A 16123-nucleotide genomic window follows, 5' to 3' on the forward strand; every position below is an offset into this window, starting at 1 on the left:
GAAATTCTCGAAACTGGGATACCACGACACACGGCGCCTCAACTCGGCACGCGCGGGCAGTTCCATTCGCCTGCCCGGGATCGTGCTCATGCGGCAACGGCCGGGCACGGCGAAGGGCATCGTTTTTATCACGCTCGAGGATGAATTCGGCGTCGCCAACCTGCTTGTCTATCCGGACATCGGCGGACGTGACCGCGCGGCGATGATCAGCGCGCGTCTGATGGTGGCTGAAGGCCGCATCGAGCGGGAAACCGAACACGCCGAAGTGCCCATCACGCACTTGATTTGTCGCAAGCTGATCGACCGCGGCGACCTCCTGCGCCAGTTGAGCGTTTCCGCGAATGATCCGAGTTGGGCCGACGCCACGCTTGGACACGCTGATGAGGTGAGACGCCCGGACCCCGGTTCCGTTCGGTCAAAAGCCGGGCTGCCGGCCAGCCGTGACTTCCGGTAGGGCCGTTATGCCGGCGTCGAGCCTATCGGTGATTGATATCTCTATGAATCGGAACTTTCGCCTGGAACGAGAGTTCGCCAAAACGCCCGGTGCCACGCCGCGCTGGTAAGCCACAGACCCCTCTCGCGTACGGCTTCGATCTCGGCACTCGGGAGCCTGGGCGTCATTGCATTGCGAGGAAGGAACCCGAGCATGCGGATCAGCGTCCTTTCAAGAACGGAGGTCGAATCAGGAGGCGCTGAAGGTGCAGACGCTGTCATTTCTATTCGAGGTTCGACGAACGCTACCACGTCAGACTTAGCAATCGCCCTCGCCCAGGCCACCCGAGGCGAGAGCGCCAGATTGCTGAGATTGAGCTTCGACGATATCGCCATTGCGAAGCTTGGCCATCGTATAGGGCCGACAATGCTGCAAGTTACAGAGGCCATCGAATTTGGACGTTGTGTTGCCGACGGCCGCCATTTCTTTGACGGTCCCCCCACCGGGTCACTCTTAATCGCCGTGCATTGCGAACATGGGAAAAGTCGTTCAGCGGCGATCGCCCTGGCACTGCTTGCCGATCACTTCGGGGACGGGCGCGAGCAAGATGCGGTAAACGCCCTTCTTCGAACCGACCTTGAGAACAGGATGCAGCCGAATCCGCTGGTCATCAGTCTCACGGATGACTGCCTTTTCCGATATGGGCGCATTGATGCTGCCCTTGCAGCGCTGTCCCCGCAATACCTACACTGGCGAACGCTTTGGCGCGACATTAGAGCGGATCCTGATCGCCATCGGGAAAAGATACGGCGCTCCATGTCAAAGCGCGGCAACCAACGCTAACCACCGTCGGGTTTTTGCCTCCGACACCGCGCCGTGGCCGCAGGTGGCTCTCCAGCAGCCGTCCTCGCCCTTCCTGGCCGGATCGAGACAGGCCAGCGTTACCGGCCGCTCAACGCATCAGCGACGGGCGAAAACGGAGACGTCATCTGATGAGCGTGCGTTATCTCAACTTCAGGAATGCTGAGCAAGCAAGCGCCCTGCCGTCTATAGCCAAGCCTTTATGCCCGTACTGCATTGTGGCCCGTCGACCGCCTAAAAATGACCGAAGGAATTACTTGAAGCCGACTGTTGTTAGTTGCTCCTAAAGCCTGATGAGCTGCAGAGCTTAAGGAATTATGCAGGGGAGGACGTGGGTGAGTGATAGAGAGGCTATCCGACGTTCGATGGCAGCGCATCTCGGCCTCCCCGTTGAACGCCTGTCCGACGCCGCTCGGTTTGCCGAAGACTTGGAGCTCGACAGCTTCAAGATGTTAACCCTGCCCATAGCGCTTGAGGTTGACTGGAGCATCGAATTTGAGAACGACCCCACATTTTCCGCCGTCGGACAATTGATCGACGCCGTAGAAGCGCATCGATCTCGGCGAACAAACGAGGTGATCCCATTCACGAAACAGCGGCAAGCCCCTGAGGACTCCTAGAAACCCACCAATGTCCGACTTTCCCGGGTTCCGTGTATTATACGACCTAGAGTGGTTTTCTTGTGACTGGGACGGCAAAGTTGATGTCCCAGTAGAGCCAGAGTTGTAGAAAGACATTGACATCAACCGGCGCGTTGCCAGCATGCATTCTAGCAATTGTTAGTTGAAGCCGGCCGGTTTAGCGGCCGCCGGAGTTTGTCTCTCGTGACGATCATGCCGTTGGGGCGGGCTCATAATGTGATCGATGCTGTTGTTCACTCGGAAGAAGATTCGGACTTCGGGGCGTTCCGCTTCGAGACGCTGCCGGTTCCCGGGGATCGGATCAAAGTCGGCGACATCCGCGGAGCCCCAGGAATCCTTGTTGTCCTCTACGTCGAACCCCACCCCGTAATGTTGCCGGTGCCGGCCACGGCCAATCAGGACCCAAGCGTTTCGATCTGTGCGCGTTTCATTCAAGACTTGTCGGACGACGTGTTCGGACCAGAGAGCTAAACGTCAGCCGCTTTCGGAGAGAGCGATGGACGACGGAAAAGAGCCCATTTGGCTCCGCATGACGATCGCCGCTGTGTTCTGCTTCGCGGTGGTCTCCGTGGCCATCTTGGGAGCAGCTGTGGTGCATGCCTTCCTATCGCCTTAGCGTGCGCAGGAGGTCCGTCTTGCCGAAGGCGTTGACGCATCGGGAGGCGGCTTCGGTTTGAACACCTCGGCGCGCGGTAGCAAAGGGTGATTGATTTCAGCGCATCGCTCAATCCAACGCGGCGAGCCGCCCAATGACATTTCGAGCTTCCTCGGAAATCTCGCGTAGGATCTCGGCTGCGGGCTGCATGCGCGTTACCAGGCCAACGGCTTGGCCGGCCAGAAGCGAGCTGGCTTCAATATCACCCACCGCGTCTGTGGGTGCTAAATCTGTTTCGTAACGGACGACCTGCCCGCAGGTGGGAGAACGGTAAATGACATCACCTTCGCCGGGTCGGCTCCCGGGTGGCGGCCGGCCCGCCGCTTCCCAGGCCATCACGGTGCTGTTACGCAATGCGCGATGCGGCGCGTCTGGCCAGCTCACATCGAAAAGCGTTGAGATAAAGGTGTCGGCCGCTGTCGCATGCGCAAGGGCTTCGCGATAGGCAGGATGAATCGCCGCCTCCGCGCTCATCAGAAATCGCGTGCCGATCCACGCGCCTGCTGCGCCGAGCGCCAGCGCGGCAGCAAGCCCACGTCCGTCCGCAATGCCTCCCGCCGCGACGACTGGTAATGGGAACACGGCATCAACAACGGCGGGGACCAGCGCGAGTGTGGCGACCTCTCCCCCGTACGTGACCCCCAGCCTCCCAGCCCTGGGCGATTATAATGTCCGCGCCGACCTCGGCGGCATGGCGGGCTTCAGCTACGCTGCCGACCGCGTGCATAAGGAGACCACCCACGCTGTGGACGGCTGCGACATAGGGGGCTGGATCCCCCCAGAAAAGTGAAATGATGCGCATGCCGAGTTCGAGCGCCAGGCCCACTCTCTTCTCTTGTGATTGGTCGAGCACAAAGCCCGCGCCGAAGGGTCTTGCCGTGTGCACACGGGTGGTGTGGATTTGCTGACGGATCACCTCGGGTGTGAGCCACCCCAATTGGAGCATTCCGAGGCCGCCTGCGTTGCTGACAGCGCCAGCGAGCGCGGGGCAAGCAGCCTGATGCATGGCCGCCTGGATGATCGGCATCTCAATACCAAGCCGTTCACAGAGCGCTGTCCGCACGGTCGTACCTTCCAACGAAAGGGGCGGGCTAGCTATTATCACCCAACTTCCACTGCCTCACCTAGCCATATCAAAAAACCACTCCAGACGCTTCGAAAGGTCGATATCTTCTATGCGTACCGCGCCGGGATTTTGCGACATCATGAGTTTGCAGAAAGGTTGGGACGCGAACGCCCGGGAGCGCGGCACTGAGCATTTAGATAGAGGTCGGACGCAGTCCAAGATAATGAAAAGATTTTTTACCGTCTCATTCACGCGACGCCGATGTCTCTTCTAGACGTGTCCATATTTATTTTAGCGACGGCGTGCAGTGTAGACAGAAAGATGTGCGTCTCTTTACATCTCGAGTTCTTTTGCAGACGCGAAATTTCTATGGCCAGCACAGGCAAGCTGAAGGCTGAAACGGCGAGACCACGTCGCTGACGAACAAAGTGCGGAAGTTTATGATGCCGCCCGTGTTTCCTTGTTCGGTTGATCGCGATCCGGCCGAGAGATCGCGCGGCGCCATTGGCCATCGTCAGCGAGCCAAGTTCTACTCTCCTCTTGGCAAGACTATGAAGCACCGCTCAGCATTGGCGAAGATCCGGTCAGTTGCGCCCTTATGTCCGGCCTGTAGCGCGGCATTGACCGCTGGCCATCATGGGGGTGCGCGTACGTGTCAGGCACCAATCTGTCTGGCGTGCTCGAGGCACACGGCTGCTAACGGTATTGCCCGATTTTGACTACGGTCTTTCCCATCACGCTGTTGAGGCTTCCTGCTGGATCAGTCGGGTTTGCACCCGTCGCCTGCCATCCGACGGAATGGCGTCATGCGGTAGCTTGCGCCACGGCCGCGACACCACCCTTCGGGCGGTAGACCTCTTTGGCGCGTCATCACAGCCCAGGCGATGCGCGCCATCTTGTTCGCCAATGCTACGGTCACCAATCGGACGGGGCGACGCTCGAGGACAGACCTGAGCCAAGCGCCGACCGCGCTGTTCCATCCGTCTGCCCGGTAGACCATCGAGGTAGCCCCCAACACCAGCAACTTGCGGATCTCCCGATTGCCCGTTTTGGTGATCCGGCCGAGGGGCGTCTTTCCGCCGGTAGAGCTCTGCCGCGGCACCAAGCCGAGCCAGGCGGCAAACTGCCGCGCTGTCTTGAACAGAGTGAGATCGCCATAAGGTGCATGAAGCAAAAAACAGCAGCTCGCTCAAGCAATTTATCTTTGTGCCCGCGACGTGAGTTGAGATTTAACACAACCGCGACAACGGTTGATCCTTTTTTTGTGAGATCACTGTGTCTTAGCCGAACTCCATATCGCCCTCGAATTGGAGATCGGTCACATCTTGGACTGACCCTGCAGCTTTAGCTCGCGGACGGCGGGACCCTGCGCCTCAACCGATAACGAGCCGCGCCCAGGTTGCGCTGTCAGCCGCCCCCCAGAGTGAGAGCGCCGTCGCTTTTGCCAGACTTGTGTTTATCCACTCCATGAACGGAACGAGCACTTCAGCCTGACAAAGATCTTGTCGCGTCGCGTAGATGAAACGACTGTCGGGCGGGCACTCGCCACAGACCCACCCTCTTGGCACACGCTGCGGGTAGGTCTCGAAGTTCGCGATGATGTCCCAGAAATGACCCTGCCAATCCACCGTGACGTCGATGTTGTCCTGCTTGATTATGGCGCGTGTGACCCGCGTGATGCCGTGGAATGCCGCCTCTATGTGCTGCCGATTGCTTCGTAAGAACTCCAGTTTGATCGTGAACCGATCATCGTTGGCACTGTACCAGTCAAGAAAGCCCGCTTCCCAGCCGCGTCTTTTTACCAGTTCTCTCGGCCATTGCGCAGGTGCTACAGACGTTTGATGAAGCGGTATGCGATGGTCTGCATATCTGAAGGTCATCGGAGACCCCTACATCGTGCTACTTCCAAGAACCTTCGCCTTCTCTGCCGCCTCATAACGTCTGCGGATGATCAGAGGGCTAGTAAGCCGTGCCTTTTCGTCGTTGGAGAGCTTTTCTCCCCAGTTGAACAACCCAAGGCTATGACCTTCAAACCACTCTAGATGCTTACAAGTGGAGGCGGAGAGGCCCATCAGATGGGGATAGTCTTTCCGTGCCTGCTCTAATGCAATCTGATACTCGGGAATACGCCGATAATCCGAGTCTTCTTCGAGATCAACATCAGCATTACTCAATATTTGGTTCCTCAGATGGATCCAGGCATAGGCGATCGTCATCCATTCTAAATATCCTCTGAGCTTCCCATCCGTTACGCGGCAGACTAACTCTGCCTGCTTCAGATCCTCATCAGGGTCGTCGAACTCATGAAGGACGTCGTCGTAATCTTCCGTCATGGGAACCTCCTCGCAAATGCGGCGTCTAACGGTTGACAATACTATTGGCAAGTCGAGCGTAACCGACCCGCCGGGTGGTTGGAAACTCTCTGCAACGTTTCCGCCTCATCGAGCGTGGTGCATCGGAGATCGTTTGGTTACTGCCGTCCTCGTGAGGCATAACCCGGAAGATGCCCACAGTCCCGGTTCGGATCCGCGGATCATGTCCGAGGCGCATTAGACTCGAAGTCCATGCGCGATCAGATGCGGTCCATCGCTACCTGATTCTTGCACCTTGGCGTGATGGTGCGCGACATTGGTTGCCATCTGGGAAAGTTCCGAGCGCAGTTGTTGGGGCTCCAACACCGTTATGAGCTGGCCCCACGTAAACAAATGCCAGCACATTTCCAGCACGCCACCCGCTCGGAACCGCACGATGAGGCCTCCATCTGACACTGGTTCGATGGTCTGCGATGGATGAAATAGCCAACTCAGGGCATCGGGCGTCCCTTCAGGCTCAATCTTCAGAATGACATCGATGGGCTGCTCCTGAAAAACACCGAATGATTGTCTGGCGTAAGTGGCTAGATCGAAATCCTGGCGCTTCGCATAAGAGCGATCGAGTAGATCGACCGATAGCACTCGATCGAGTCGCCACAAGCGCATCTCGGGCAGTTCTTCAACATGACCAACGAGCCACGCCCGGCCGTCGCCGCCGTAGAGAGTACCGTAAGGACACAGAATTCGGGTAACTGGTGCCTCATCTGCGTCTCTCGCGTAGCGCACTGCTATAAGTTGGACGCCCAGGATTGCCCGGCGGAGAGCAGGCAGAACGCTGGGGTCAAGCCTCGGCCGATGACCTGGTCGCATAGCGATCCCCTCTCCCTCCATGAGAGCGGCGATGTCGGGCTCAACGCGACGGAGGGCATCTGGCCGCATCAACGCGCGAAGCGTCGTCGCGGCGTCCCGCAGCAGCCCAGCCCTGTCAAGTTCTCCTCTGCTCCCATATTCACGGGCCACAGCCTCCACGGCCGCTACAGCCTCGGCCCGCGGCTCCGCCACACCAGCTAAGGCGCCTCCGGGAAGACGCCAACGACGGACCCTCTGCTCATCATCATTGAAATCCAGTTGCGGAAAGATCTCGGCCAACGCGTCTCGAAGCCGCTCCGCGGTCCGCCTCGCTACGCCCAGGCTTGACGCCATCTCGTCCAAAGTCAGACCGACACGCGTGCCGGCGAGACTCATTGCAAGATTTAACAATCTTTGTGCAGGCTCTTGACGCATAAGTTAGTTTGCCATGCAGATTGAAATATCAAGTATTCCCCTTTTGGCTGGTCTAGTACCCATCATCGAGTTCCTCCGCTCAGCCCCGGAACACGCAGTATCCAGTGGCGTCCAGTTCATCGGCCTAGCTTCTTCAGACCTATACAACGTTCACGTCAAATGTGGTCACTCTAGAACTGCCATGTGACGTTCTCGCGGGGAGCTCGAGAATGGCGTTTCGGGTCAGCGACACCACACGGCCCGGCTTCCCAGTATGCTTACAACGTCACGCAGACGATTCCCATAAAGACTAAGGTCGATCCCCTCTCGCCGATCGTTTCAAAGAAGCGTGAAGGGTTCCGGAGATACAAAGACGTCCACTTCTGTCGCACGGGCCTGGCATTCAAATCGGCGGGCGAAGATGGAGAATAACTATGGCTATCGGCAGTGTGGTCCAGCGGGGAGCTTTTGTCTTCGTCTATAATGAGCGAGGTGGTCTACTCACTATTATCGGCACGGGCGGCGGCCCGGATGATGGCTTGAAAGCCTATACGGGCGCGACGGTCAGCCTCAAGCGTGGCCGGTTCAACTTTATTTATGATGAACGCGGGCGCCAACTCTGCATAATCCCAACAGGGTAGCTCGCGGTTCTCCATCCATCAAAATTGCCATTGGGCTTTATTATGCGGCCGAGAGAATTTTGCCAGGAGACCCGGGGGATCAAAGAGGCGGCGCTGCACTCGTCGAGGGTGAATCGCAAAGCGCCCGTACTGACTGCGGTTTCGTAAAAGTGAAATCCCAATCTCAATTACTGGTGTTGATCTCAAGTCGGTCTTGCCTCTGGGGTGAGTACGCGCCGAATGCTCCGATAATGATCGTCGGCAAGAACGGTCGCCTTGGCTGCCTCAATACAAAAATGGTCTGTTATAAGACGCACGAAAGCAGGGTGGTGTAGCTGTCGATCGGCCCGGATCACGAAATGCCGGGCGACACAGTCGAAAATCACCCTCCCGCGCGGCCATTCCTCGTATTCCGACCAGACGGGGGCGGTAGGCTCTCCGGCAGTTCGCAACGCGGCTGCCCCTCGCCGGGCTAACCGCGACCAATGCTGAAGGTGGCCAGTCTCCATTGTCAGCATATCGCCATAGGTTTCGGCCCGCTCCAGTGGCACCGTGAGCGCGACAATGACCGACTTGCCGCCCTCTTCCACGACCCAGAAGGGACCAACCATTCCATGCTCCGGAAGTTGCTCAGCCCTCGGCAACGGCCAGCTCCATCAGGGCCCGGTGCACCTCGACCATCGCAAGGGTGTCGCGCTGACAATAGGCTAGCAGCGCCCGGCGCAGCCGGCCAACCTCTTCGGGGTGCGAAACGTAGCCGGATGCCAGTTGCACGAAGGCCGCCGAAGCGGCGGTGCCGTTGGCGACGCCGACGAGATCATCGTAACCAAAGCCAGGGCTCAGGCCCGGAGCAACGGCCTTGATTGAGTTGCTGAAGCCGAAGGCCGGAAAGTAGACGCCGGCGCGGACGATCGGCAACAGATCGCGAATGCGAGCGATGACCGCCTCAATCGGCACCCGCAGCTGGGGAAATTGCTTGGCGAGCTCTCTCAGCTGCGTCTGCTCGTAGGCAGAGTAGACGAGGATCGGGCCATCAAAAACGTGAAGTATCGCGATGAGGCTCTCCGCAAAGGCGAGTCGTGGGTCTTCGTCGCCCTCGGCCAAGAACTCCCGATGATGCAGGACACCATCCTCCTCAATCGCATGCAGCGACCATTGAAACGGGATGGTCTGATAGGGCCGCGTGCCCACATAGAGCGGGATCGGCGGCATCATGGCCTCGAAATCGAGGTAGCACGCGGGCGGGCGGAGCGCTTTAAGAAGCCGGGCGAGATCAGACCCCACATAAGGGCATCCGCTCGCCGTCGCGTCTCGAATGATGGTCTGCTTTGGTGTTAGCCTGAAATCGGTCGGGATAGCGGAGATGGCGTCTATTCCCCGGACCTTAAGGTCGGCCGCTTGGGTCTCTGACAGCCGAGGCAGGTAACTAATCCAATCATCAGGCTTATCTGCCGAGCAGCGGTCCAGAAACTCGCAGCCGTAGGGCGTGCCGCAGTGCTTGCCGGGCTCAGCAGCAGGAAGCTCTATCTCTGAGAGGCAGGCCCGCATGTCCGGCAACCGTTCTGGCAGGTCCACGAGAGCGGCCGCCGTTTCCATCCAGGCGTCGACGCGACGAAAATAGTCGAGCCAGCAGATGCCCTCCCGTCCGCGCAGATAGGCTTTATTGACGTGCAGCAGTTCGATCGAGGTGACTCTGACGCCGGCGCCCTCGAGCACGAAGGCCTGAAGCGCGAGGTCTTCGACATGATGATGCTTCATGCGGGTGCTGCTTTTGACCTCGCCCAGGCCCCAGGTGCCATCGGAGAGACGTTCCAGGACGTCGACCCGAATACGGACCCCATCATGTTCGAAGGCCGCTTCAAACAAAGCGGGAACTCTGGGGTCGGCCATCAGAGCGAGCGTCCGACGCACGGCCGCCGCATGTTGCCAGGGCGTTTCCTCGATCAAACCTCCTCCCGGAAACAGCAGGTGTGCCTTGCGGCCGATCTCCTGCCCAACATCCAGTGCTGCCCCCGGATCAGGATCGTCATAAGGCGCTTGCTCGTGCACAAGCAGCCACAGCCGCCGCGAACACTGCAGGCCAGCGGCGTAGCGAGACTTGGTAAGATGTAGCCCGCCCATAGCGGCTCCCTGCTGGAACCGCGGAAGCATGTTCTCAGGTCAGGAATCAGGCAATCGGCTATTCGCAGCTCGCCGATTTGCTACGTCCACTTCTGACGTAGACGGGGCGCATATCGTCGCGACGGCGCGTGACACGGCGTCAGCTTTCCGCTACCTATCGGGACATACGCATGAACACCTGAACCACCCCTCCTCGAGAGCATGATCCAGTCCTCATCCGGAATCTGTCCGGACGGCCTGGCCCGTGTTTGTTCATTGAGGAGATTGCGGTGTTTCAGGTTCAGGCTCCCGTCGTCATTGTTTCGTCTACCGAGGCGCGCGCCGCGCTTGGCGCTCAGCTGCGTCCGGCCGCGCTTGCGGCCTGGCGCGAGATTGCGCGCCTGGGAAAGGGTCTCGAAATGGCTCATTTCCAGATCGTCCATACCGGCGTGACCTTGGCGGTCTGCTCGCGTGTGCGGAGCAACGGCTTCATTGAGATCGAGCTCGGGCTCGGTGATCCGCGGCAGGCGGCGCGGGTGATCCCTGCGGCGCAATTGCGCCTGGCCGAGGCTCGCGCGCAAGCGCGAGTCGTGCGCTCAGCGCGATGGTAGCGGCGACCAGGCGAGGGCAGCACCCTGCCCTCGCCGACCGGCGGTCTGCGTCACTCGCGCGGTGTCTGAAGCGGCAAAGAACCGACACACCAGTGACGCCGCCTGGTCTGCCACGCCATGAATTCCGCAGGCGTTCCTGCTGGTACGGCTACGGCCGAGACTGAGGACACCAAACGACGGTTCGCTTCCGGCACGCCCTCTCGATGCTCAGGCGGCCCGTTTCATCTGATTGACGTGAAGGAAATCCCCATGGACGCCCCTCTTGGGCAACGTCGTTCGCCCGAGCGCCGTTTAGTCACCGGCGGCACCTTATTGGCGCTGACCTGCGCCCGGAACGTCTATACGGCCATCGATCGTCGCGCGCCGGAGGCCAGCGCGCTGGCGAGCTGGGTGACACAGAGCGCCGCCGCCTTCGCCTTGGCGGATGCTGCCCTGCCCGGCGACGGAGAGGATTCCGGACGATCAAGACGTCGCGGCGTCTCCTTGCAAGACTGGCGCAAAATTGGCGACGCACTCGACTTAGCCGCCGCGGATTTATCAAATTTAGTCGATGGACCGGCTGAGCGCTGGATCGCCGCGATAAGCAGAGCCTTGGAACTCGATCCACTGGCGACACGAATCCTGACGCTTGCCTTGCACTAAAACTGGACCAGCGCGTAGAGCGCTTATTCGATGGAATGAGCGAGTGCCGCGGTGGCCGCACGACGCTGCATCGCGACGCCGGCCTTATGGCGATGCTTCTGCAAGCGCCGATCGCCGAGGTCGTGGGACGGCTGACGGCCGAAGCGAAGCTACTGGCCAGCGGTCTGTTCCGCATCGAACGGCACGGCGACTTGTCAGTGCTGGATCGGCTACTGTCGCTGATTCGGCAGGACGTGCCACCTGGCGCCGATTTCTACGACCAACTGCTTGGCTCGATTGCATCAGAGCCGCTGCCTTGGGAGGCGTTCCCGCATTTGGGTCGGGAGGCGGAGGTCGCCGCCTCGGTGTTACGCGCGGCGCTCGCGAGACGCGAGCCTGGTGTAAGTATCCTGCTCTACGGCCCTGGCACCGGCAAGACAGCATTTGCCGGGGCGCTCGCCGCTAAAGTCGGCGCAAGGCTGCGCCCGGTCGGCGAGGCCGACGATAGCGGTAACGAACCCTCGCGTTACGAGCGCTTGGCCGGACTGCGGCTTGCCCAGCGGCTTGCCTCGCCCGGCGACACGCTCCTCCTCTTCGACGAGGCAGAGGATCTCTTCCTAAGCCATAGCATGGTCTTCGACGAGCCCATCACCAGTTCTCGCGTCTTCATTCATCGTTTGCTTGAGCGTTTGACGGTGCCGGTCATCTGGACGGCAAACGACATCAGCGTCCTCGGACCCGCAGTGCTGCGCCGGATGACCATGTGCCTAGAGTTGCGCGTGCCGAACCTCACGACCCGCGCGAGGCTATGGCGCAGCATGGGTGAGACAGAGGGGATCATCTTGCGCGATGCGGACGCGGCTCGCCTCGCGCGCTTAGTGCCGGCCGCGCCCGCGGTCGCCTCGACAGCCCTACGCGCAACCCGGTTAGCCGGCGGCGGCGCGGGGAAACGGCACACCTGATCGTCGAAGGCATTGCGCGCGCTGTGCGCGGCGGGGAACTGCCGCTTCCCGAGAAGGAGCCGGATTCTAATTTTGATCCGGCGTTGATCAACGCGAACTGCGATCTCGCAGCCCTGACGTCGGACCTCCTCCGACCAGGCGCGCCTCGCAAGCGCGGGAGGCGCAGGCTTTCCTCGTGTTCGACGATGCCGACAGCCTTTTGCTGGAGCGGGCGGACGCCATGCGCAGTTGGGAGATTAGCCAGGTCAACGAGATGCTCACTTGGATGGACGGACATGCGTTTCCCTTCGCCCGTACGACCAACTTGACCGAGCGCCTGGACCGCGCAAGTCTGCGTCGCCTCTTGGTGAAAGTGCGGTTTTCTTGGTTGACCGTGACGCAAGCGAGGTTGGCTTTCCGACAATTCTTCGAACGGCCCGCACCAACAGAGTTGGATGCTCTGCGGACCCTTACACCAGCCGATTTCGCCTTGGTGCGACGACGAGTGGTCATGTGTGCCTATGAGACTGATCCGAACATAGTGCTGCGTCTATTGATGGCCGAGTGCGGTGAACGGATTGCCACAGATCGACCTATAGGATTTGCCCGACCGACTGCCAAAGGTTGATCGCTAAATGAGTGCTTCTTGAGGCGACGGCAGCCGATGAGATATGCTCCCGCGGAACGGCTCCTCCGTCTCGCTCGCAATTTGGCGGGCACCCGAACGGGCCTCACGCTTGACGAGATGGCTACTGCACTTGACATCGGCCGCAGGACTGCGGAACGTCTGCGCGACACTTTGGCCGACATATTTCCACAGTTAGATTGGTGGGACGACGAAGAGCGAGTCAGGCGGTGGCGTCTGCCGAGCAGTGCATTGGTCGGCGTGATGGAGGTCCGTGCGGAAGCAGTGGCCGCGATCGAGACAGCTGCGCGTGAATGTGAACTGCGCGGGGAAGCCGATCGCGCCGGCCTGCTGCGCGAGGCTTCCACTACATTGCGCGCCGTGATGCGGCCCGCCGCTTTGCGCCAGGCCGAGCCAGACATCGCCGCCCTAATGGAAGCGGAAGGGATCGCAATGCGGCCAGGTCCGCGGCCTGTGATCCTACCTGGCATTCTTCCGACCCTGCGGCGCGCAATACTTGGCATGCAACTCATCGTAGTGCACTACGCAACTGGCGATCCAGAGGAGGGAGCGGTTCGCGTCCTATGTCCCTACGGACTACTCTACGGAGGACGCGGCTGGCTCGTCGCACCTGTCGATGGTCTCCAGGCAATGCGGCTATGGCGCTTGGATCGAATTACCTCCATTGACATTTTACATCGCAGTTTTTCGCGAGCCGGAGAATTTAATCTAGCAGCATACGCTGCTCAATCTTTCGGAGTATTCCAGGAAGAACCCATTGATGTAGTCGCGCGTTTTGAACCAGAAGCGGCGGAAGACGCCGCACGCTGGTCGTTTCATCCTTCGCAACACTCCATCCTTAATGAAGATGGCTCGTTGACGATTGCTTTCCGAGCTGGCGGCAAACAAGAGATGTGTTGTCACTTATTCACATGGGGATCAGCTGTTTCTATCCTCGCGCCCGAGGACTTACGGAGGGCAATGGCGCGAACAACGAATGACATCGCGCGGCATCATTCCCGGAAGACTGCTACCAACGAAAATCATCATGACTTTCCCTCCACATAATGAAAGACACGCAGCGAGCCGCTAAGAAATCGGCCCTCCGATTTACCCATCATTGAGCAACTACTGGAGCGCCTCTCTCAACTTCTGAGAAAGGATGCGCCGCCGAGCCTCAATAAAAACGCGAAAACGCCCAAATGCTAAGTCGGGTTCTTCAGGCAAAATATGATCAACACAGAATTTAGCATGAGAGATTTTCTGATGCTCGGCCTCTGCGGCCGCCCATACTGACAGCGAAGTCGCCTGCTTCGACATATTCTCGTTAGCGTCCAGGTGGCTGAGGTTTAGAATACTGTTCCAATGTCTGTAGTCAGCATAGAATTCTACGTCCTCCCCAAGTACCTCCGATCTGGCAAGATCTTTCTGCCGAAATGCCGAGGCGGGGTGCAAATGATCCGCATGAAAGTTTCCGTTCTTATAGTCAAGATGCGGCGACAGCAGAGCAAGAATCGGGAATGCCTGCCTATTATCCTTCTGCGTTAGTAGGAGCGATTCAATAAACTCAGCTGTGACGTCCGGGTCACGACCTTGCAATCGAAGACTTGATGCTATTTCCACTTGTGGAAACGACTGCAACTCTGGTCGCAGGTAGGAAACCCCAAATGCTTCACCGGCAAGCACTCGCCGGATCGCACCTAAAACACTGTCCGCTGAGCCCGAACCCACAACACTTTTCAGAAGCATAGTGTGCAGCCATTTTTTTATCAGATCGCGCTCGCCACGCGTGGCAACAGCGGACGTGAAATCGGATGCGATATGTTTGTGATGCAACCAGTAAATTAGGGGGAGAAGTGTATTCTTCGAAGTTAGCGTCAGGTCATTGTAGCCATAATCTCGGACGAGGTCGAAAGCGGCAATGACACTCTCCTGGATCGCGTCCCAGTTGTCCTCAAATGGTCTTACGCGCTCAGCCGTAAAGTTGGAAACCCTATAGCGAATGTCAGGGCTGTAAAGGTAGAGACAGGCTTTAAGGACGAAATCTTTGTCGACAAAGAATCCTCGCTCTCTAATCGCATTGACTAAAGACGGGATTTCCCTTCGAGCGTCTCTGGTTCGCCAATGGGCGACCGCCGTGGACATGAGCATGTCGGAAAGGGTTAACGGCTCCGCGCTATTCACCCGGACGAACACATTCAATGCTCGTTCCATATCAGACTTTTCGATCTGATAATAATTTATCAGCTGTTCAAGGTGCACAACAGAATGGAGTTGCGACAAAGCTTCTGTTGCGAACTCGTTTAGCTGGTAGCTCTCGGAAATGATCATCTTGGTAAAGGTGCTGAGATCCCGAGATTTTAGAATCCTCGAGACTAAAAACCACTTCGCGGGAGATGATTGAAACTCGACATCGGTCAGGAATTTGAACTCATAAACACGACCTGTTTGTTCATCGCTGTCCTCGGGCTTACCAACCACATTAAGGTAAAGCCGCCGGGTCGGGTAAGCGTACTCGTTGTCGACGCGGTTGACGCGGCCTCGGTAATAAGCATATGTGCCGGTCAGGCCGATATAGAGGGCTGTGAGTCTTTGCTGGCCATCTAAGACAGCATTGAACTTCCTATGACCGATAGTGGCGAAATGTGGATTTTCATCCTTGAAATCCTGCCGATAACTCTGCAGGAACTCATAGAATTTGTAGTCCGTCTTTGTCACCGGATCGTCGACCTCCCAAAAAAGGAAGCTGCCGATCGGGTAGCCCTGCAAAAGGGAGTCGAATAGCCATTCGACTTTTGAGTGGGTCCAGACGAATTTTCGCTGAATTGCTGGAATGAGTAAGTCCCTCGCCCCAATTTGCGAGATCGCGTTGGCGATTGTAATCGGTATCTGGAACACTTCTGAATTCATCCCTGACAGTAGAGCAATCTGAATTAAGTATTGTGGTTTGCTAATCGGCGGCCGGCGAAAGTGTTTCCCCGGCCCCGCATCACGGCCGGTGCATCGCGTGTCTCGCCTACCGCAGGTTGCTACCAACCGCAATCAACTCAAGGCGTCGGACCTCGCCGATGTTCAGATTGCGGGTCGAAATGCAAACTGGAGTCGTGGCTGGAATCTCTGCAACAGTTAGCGTTTGGGCTGTTAGGTTGACGACGATTGCCACGGTTGGTCCTCCGGACGCTCTAGTGTTTGACTGAGCCTTTAAAGCGACCCTCTCAATAGGCAAACGGTCTAGTTGCGCCAACTCAGCAATAGCGCCAGGTTGGCCGACTTATAGGCATGCGAATGGACGATGGCATACTTTCGCGAGGGTCGGTCGCTCATAGCGGCTCGCTAGGGTCAGGACTCATTCTTTGAGATAGAAGGTGACACTG

The 16123-nt window shown here is 58.5% G+C and carries 15 protein-coding genes and 3 pseudogenes; 10 read left to right on the forward strand and 8 right to left on the reverse strand.

Annotated elements, in window-relative coordinates; all coding sequences use genetic code 11:
* The 4 genes and pseudogenes from GSQ92_RS26490 to GSQ92_RS26505 form a co-directional block, all read left to right on the forward strand.
* Positions 1-454 (forward strand): annotated as a pseudogene (locus GSQ92_RS26490) (error-prone DNA polymerase); the annotation flags it as partial.
* A 192-nt stretch (positions 455-646) separates the two neighbouring features.
* Positions 647-1276 (forward strand): hypothetical protein, encoded by a 630-nt coding sequence (locus GSQ92_RS26495; RefSeq protein ID WP_159014571.1) that lies wholly within the window; start codon positions 647-649, stop codon positions 1274-1276.
* Between the two features lie 353 nt (positions 1277-1629).
* Positions 1630-1914, forward strand: coding sequence for an acyl carrier protein (locus tag GSQ92_RS26500; RefSeq protein ID WP_159014572.1), 285 nt, complete (start codon positions 1630-1632; stop codon positions 1912-1914).
* Positions 1915-2118: 204 nt separating this feature from the next.
* Positions 2119-2406, forward strand: coding sequence for a hypothetical protein (locus GSQ92_RS26505; protein ID WP_159014573.1), 288 nt, complete (start codon positions 2119-2121; stop codon positions 2404-2406).
* 253 nt (positions 2407-2659) lie between these two features.
* Here GSQ92_RS26505 and GSQ92_RS31245 read toward each other — a convergent pair.
* From GSQ92_RS31245 to GSQ92_RS31970, 5 genes and pseudogenes are all read right to left on the reverse strand, one after another.
* Positions 2660-3617: pseudogene (locus GSQ92_RS31245) on the reverse strand (NAD(P)H-dependent flavin oxidoreductase).
* 799 nt (positions 3618-4416) lie between these two features.
* Positions 4417-4800 (reverse strand): annotated as a pseudogene (locus tag GSQ92_RS26515) (transposase); the annotation flags it as partial.
* Positions 4801-5029: 229 nt separating this feature from the next.
* Positions 5030-5536, reverse strand: coding sequence for a hypothetical protein (locus GSQ92_RS26520; RefSeq protein ID WP_159014574.1), 507 nt, complete (start codon positions 5534-5536; stop codon positions 5030-5032).
* A gap of 9 nt (positions 5537-5545) precedes the next feature.
* The gene (locus tag GSQ92_RS26525; protein WP_159014575.1) at positions 5546-5989 is read right to left on the reverse strand and encodes a hypothetical protein; all 444 of its coding nucleotides are present in this window, start codon (positions 5987-5989) and stop codon (positions 5546-5548) included.
* Between the two features lie 216 nt (positions 5990-6205).
* The gene (locus GSQ92_RS31970) at positions 6206-7252 is read right to left on the reverse strand and encodes a helix-turn-helix transcriptional regulator (RefSeq protein WP_371418604.1); all 1047 of its coding nucleotides are present in this window, start codon (positions 7250-7252) and stop codon (positions 6206-6208) included.
* A 413-nt stretch (positions 7253-7665) separates the two neighbouring features.
* On the opposite strand from GSQ92_RS31970, the gene GSQ92_RS26535 reads away from it, so the two are divergent.
* The gene (locus GSQ92_RS26535; RefSeq protein ID WP_159014577.1) at positions 7666-7872 is read left to right on the forward strand and encodes a hypothetical protein; all 207 of its coding nucleotides are present in this window, start codon (positions 7666-7668) and stop codon (positions 7870-7872) included.
* 182 nt (positions 7873-8054) lie between these two features.
* Here GSQ92_RS26535 and GSQ92_RS26540 read toward each other — a convergent pair whose 3' ends face one another.
* Both GSQ92_RS26540 and GSQ92_RS26545 read right to left on the reverse strand, forming a co-directional pair.
* Positions 8055-8462 carry a hypothetical protein gene (locus GSQ92_RS26540; RefSeq protein WP_159014578.1) on the reverse strand — a complete coding sequence of 136 codons (408 nt, stop codon included), beginning with the start codon at positions 8460-8462 and terminating at the stop codon, positions 8055-8057.
* Between the two features lie 19 nt (positions 8463-8481).
* Positions 8482-9972: a DUF2779 domain-containing protein gene (locus GSQ92_RS26545; RefSeq protein ID WP_159014579.1), complete on the reverse strand. Its 1491-nt coding sequence runs from the start codon at positions 9970-9972 to the stop codon at positions 8482-8484.
* A 269-nt stretch (positions 9973-10241) separates the two neighbouring features.
* On the opposite strand from GSQ92_RS26545, the gene GSQ92_RS26550 reads away from it, so the two are divergent.
* The 5 genes from GSQ92_RS26550 to GSQ92_RS26570 all read left to right on the forward strand — a co-directional run bounded on the left by GSQ92_RS26550 (position 10242) and on the right by GSQ92_RS26570 (position 13817).
* Positions 10242-10562: a hypothetical protein gene (locus tag GSQ92_RS26550; protein ID WP_159014580.1), complete on the forward strand. Its 321-nt coding sequence runs from the start codon at positions 10242-10244 to the stop codon at positions 10560-10562.
* A 249-nt stretch (positions 10563-10811) separates the two neighbouring features.
* On the forward strand, positions 10812-11204 hold the full coding sequence (locus GSQ92_RS26555) for a hypothetical protein (RefSeq protein WP_159014581.1): 393 nt from the start codon (positions 10812-10814) through the stop codon (positions 11202-11204).
* Between the two features lie 35 nt (positions 11205-11239).
* Positions 11240-12145: an AAA family ATPase gene (locus GSQ92_RS26560; protein WP_159014582.1), complete on the forward strand. Its 906-nt coding sequence runs from the start codon at positions 11240-11242 to the stop codon at positions 12143-12145.
* Positions 12146-12242: 97 nt separating this feature from the next.
* Entirely contained in the window at positions 12243-12752 is a 510-nt protein-coding gene (locus GSQ92_RS26565; RefSeq protein ID WP_256367139.1) for an AAA family ATPase, read from the forward strand.
* Positions 12753-12869: 117 nt separating this feature from the next.
* Positions 12870-13817 carry a YafY family protein gene (locus GSQ92_RS26570; RefSeq protein WP_159014584.1) on the forward strand — a complete coding sequence of 316 codons (948 nt, stop codon included), beginning with the start codon at positions 12870-12872 and terminating at the stop codon, positions 13815-13817.
* Positions 13818-13877: 60 nt separating this feature from the next.
* On the opposite strand, the gene GSQ92_RS26575 is transcribed toward GSQ92_RS26570, so the two are convergent.
* On the reverse strand, positions 13878-15647 hold the full coding sequence (locus tag GSQ92_RS26575; protein WP_159014585.1) for a DUF262 domain-containing protein: 1770 nt from the start codon (positions 15645-15647) through the stop codon (positions 13878-13880).
* Between the last annotated feature and the right edge of the window lie 476 nt (positions 15648-16123).

This window comes from Acidisoma sp. S159 (assembly GCF_009766125.1).
Classification (GTDB): domain Bacteria; phylum Pseudomonadota; class Alphaproteobacteria; order Acetobacterales; family Acetobacteraceae; genus Acidisoma.

What these genes read in the sequence shown, in the direction of transcription:
- GSQ92_RS26495 (WP_159014571.1), top strand. Translation starts at nt 647, where the DNA reads ATGCGGATCAGCGTCCTTTCAAGAACGGAGGTCGAATCAGGAGGCGCT.
- GSQ92_RS26520 (WP_159014574.1), bottom strand. Translation starts at nt 5,536, where the DNA reads ATGACCTTCAGATATGCAGACCATCGCATACCGCTTCATCAAACGTCT.
- GSQ92_RS26525 (WP_159014575.1), bottom strand. Translation starts at nt 5,989, where the DNA reads ATGACGGAAGATTACGACGACGTCCTTCATGAGTTCGACGACCCTGAT.
- GSQ92_RS31970 (WP_371418604.1), bottom strand. Translation starts at nt 7,252, where the DNA reads ATGCGTCAAGAGCCTGCACAAAGATTGTTAAATCTTGCAATGAGTCTC.
- GSQ92_RS26535 (WP_159014577.1), top strand. Translation starts at nt 7,666, where the DNA reads ATGGCTATCGGCAGTGTGGTCCAGCGGGGAGCTTTTGTCTTCGTCTAT.
- GSQ92_RS26540 (WP_159014578.1), bottom strand. Translation starts at nt 8,462, where the DNA reads ATGGTTGGTCCCTTCTGGGTCGTGGAAGAGGGCGGCAAGTCGGTCATT.
- GSQ92_RS26545 (WP_159014579.1), bottom strand. Translation starts at nt 9,972, where the DNA reads ATGGGCGGGCTACATCTTACCAAGTCTCGCTACGCCGCTGGCCTGCAG.
- GSQ92_RS26555 (WP_159014581.1), top strand. Translation starts at nt 10,812, where the DNA reads ATGGACGCCCCTCTTGGGCAACGTCGTTCGCCCGAGCGCCGTTTAGTC.
- GSQ92_RS26560 (WP_159014582.1), top strand. Translation starts at nt 11,240, where the DNA reads ATGAGCGAGTGCCGCGGTGGCCGCACGACGCTGCATCGCGACGCCGGC.
- GSQ92_RS26570 (WP_159014584.1), top strand. Translation starts at nt 12,870, where the DNA reads ATGGCTACTGCACTTGACATCGGCCGCAGGACTGCGGAACGTCTGCGC.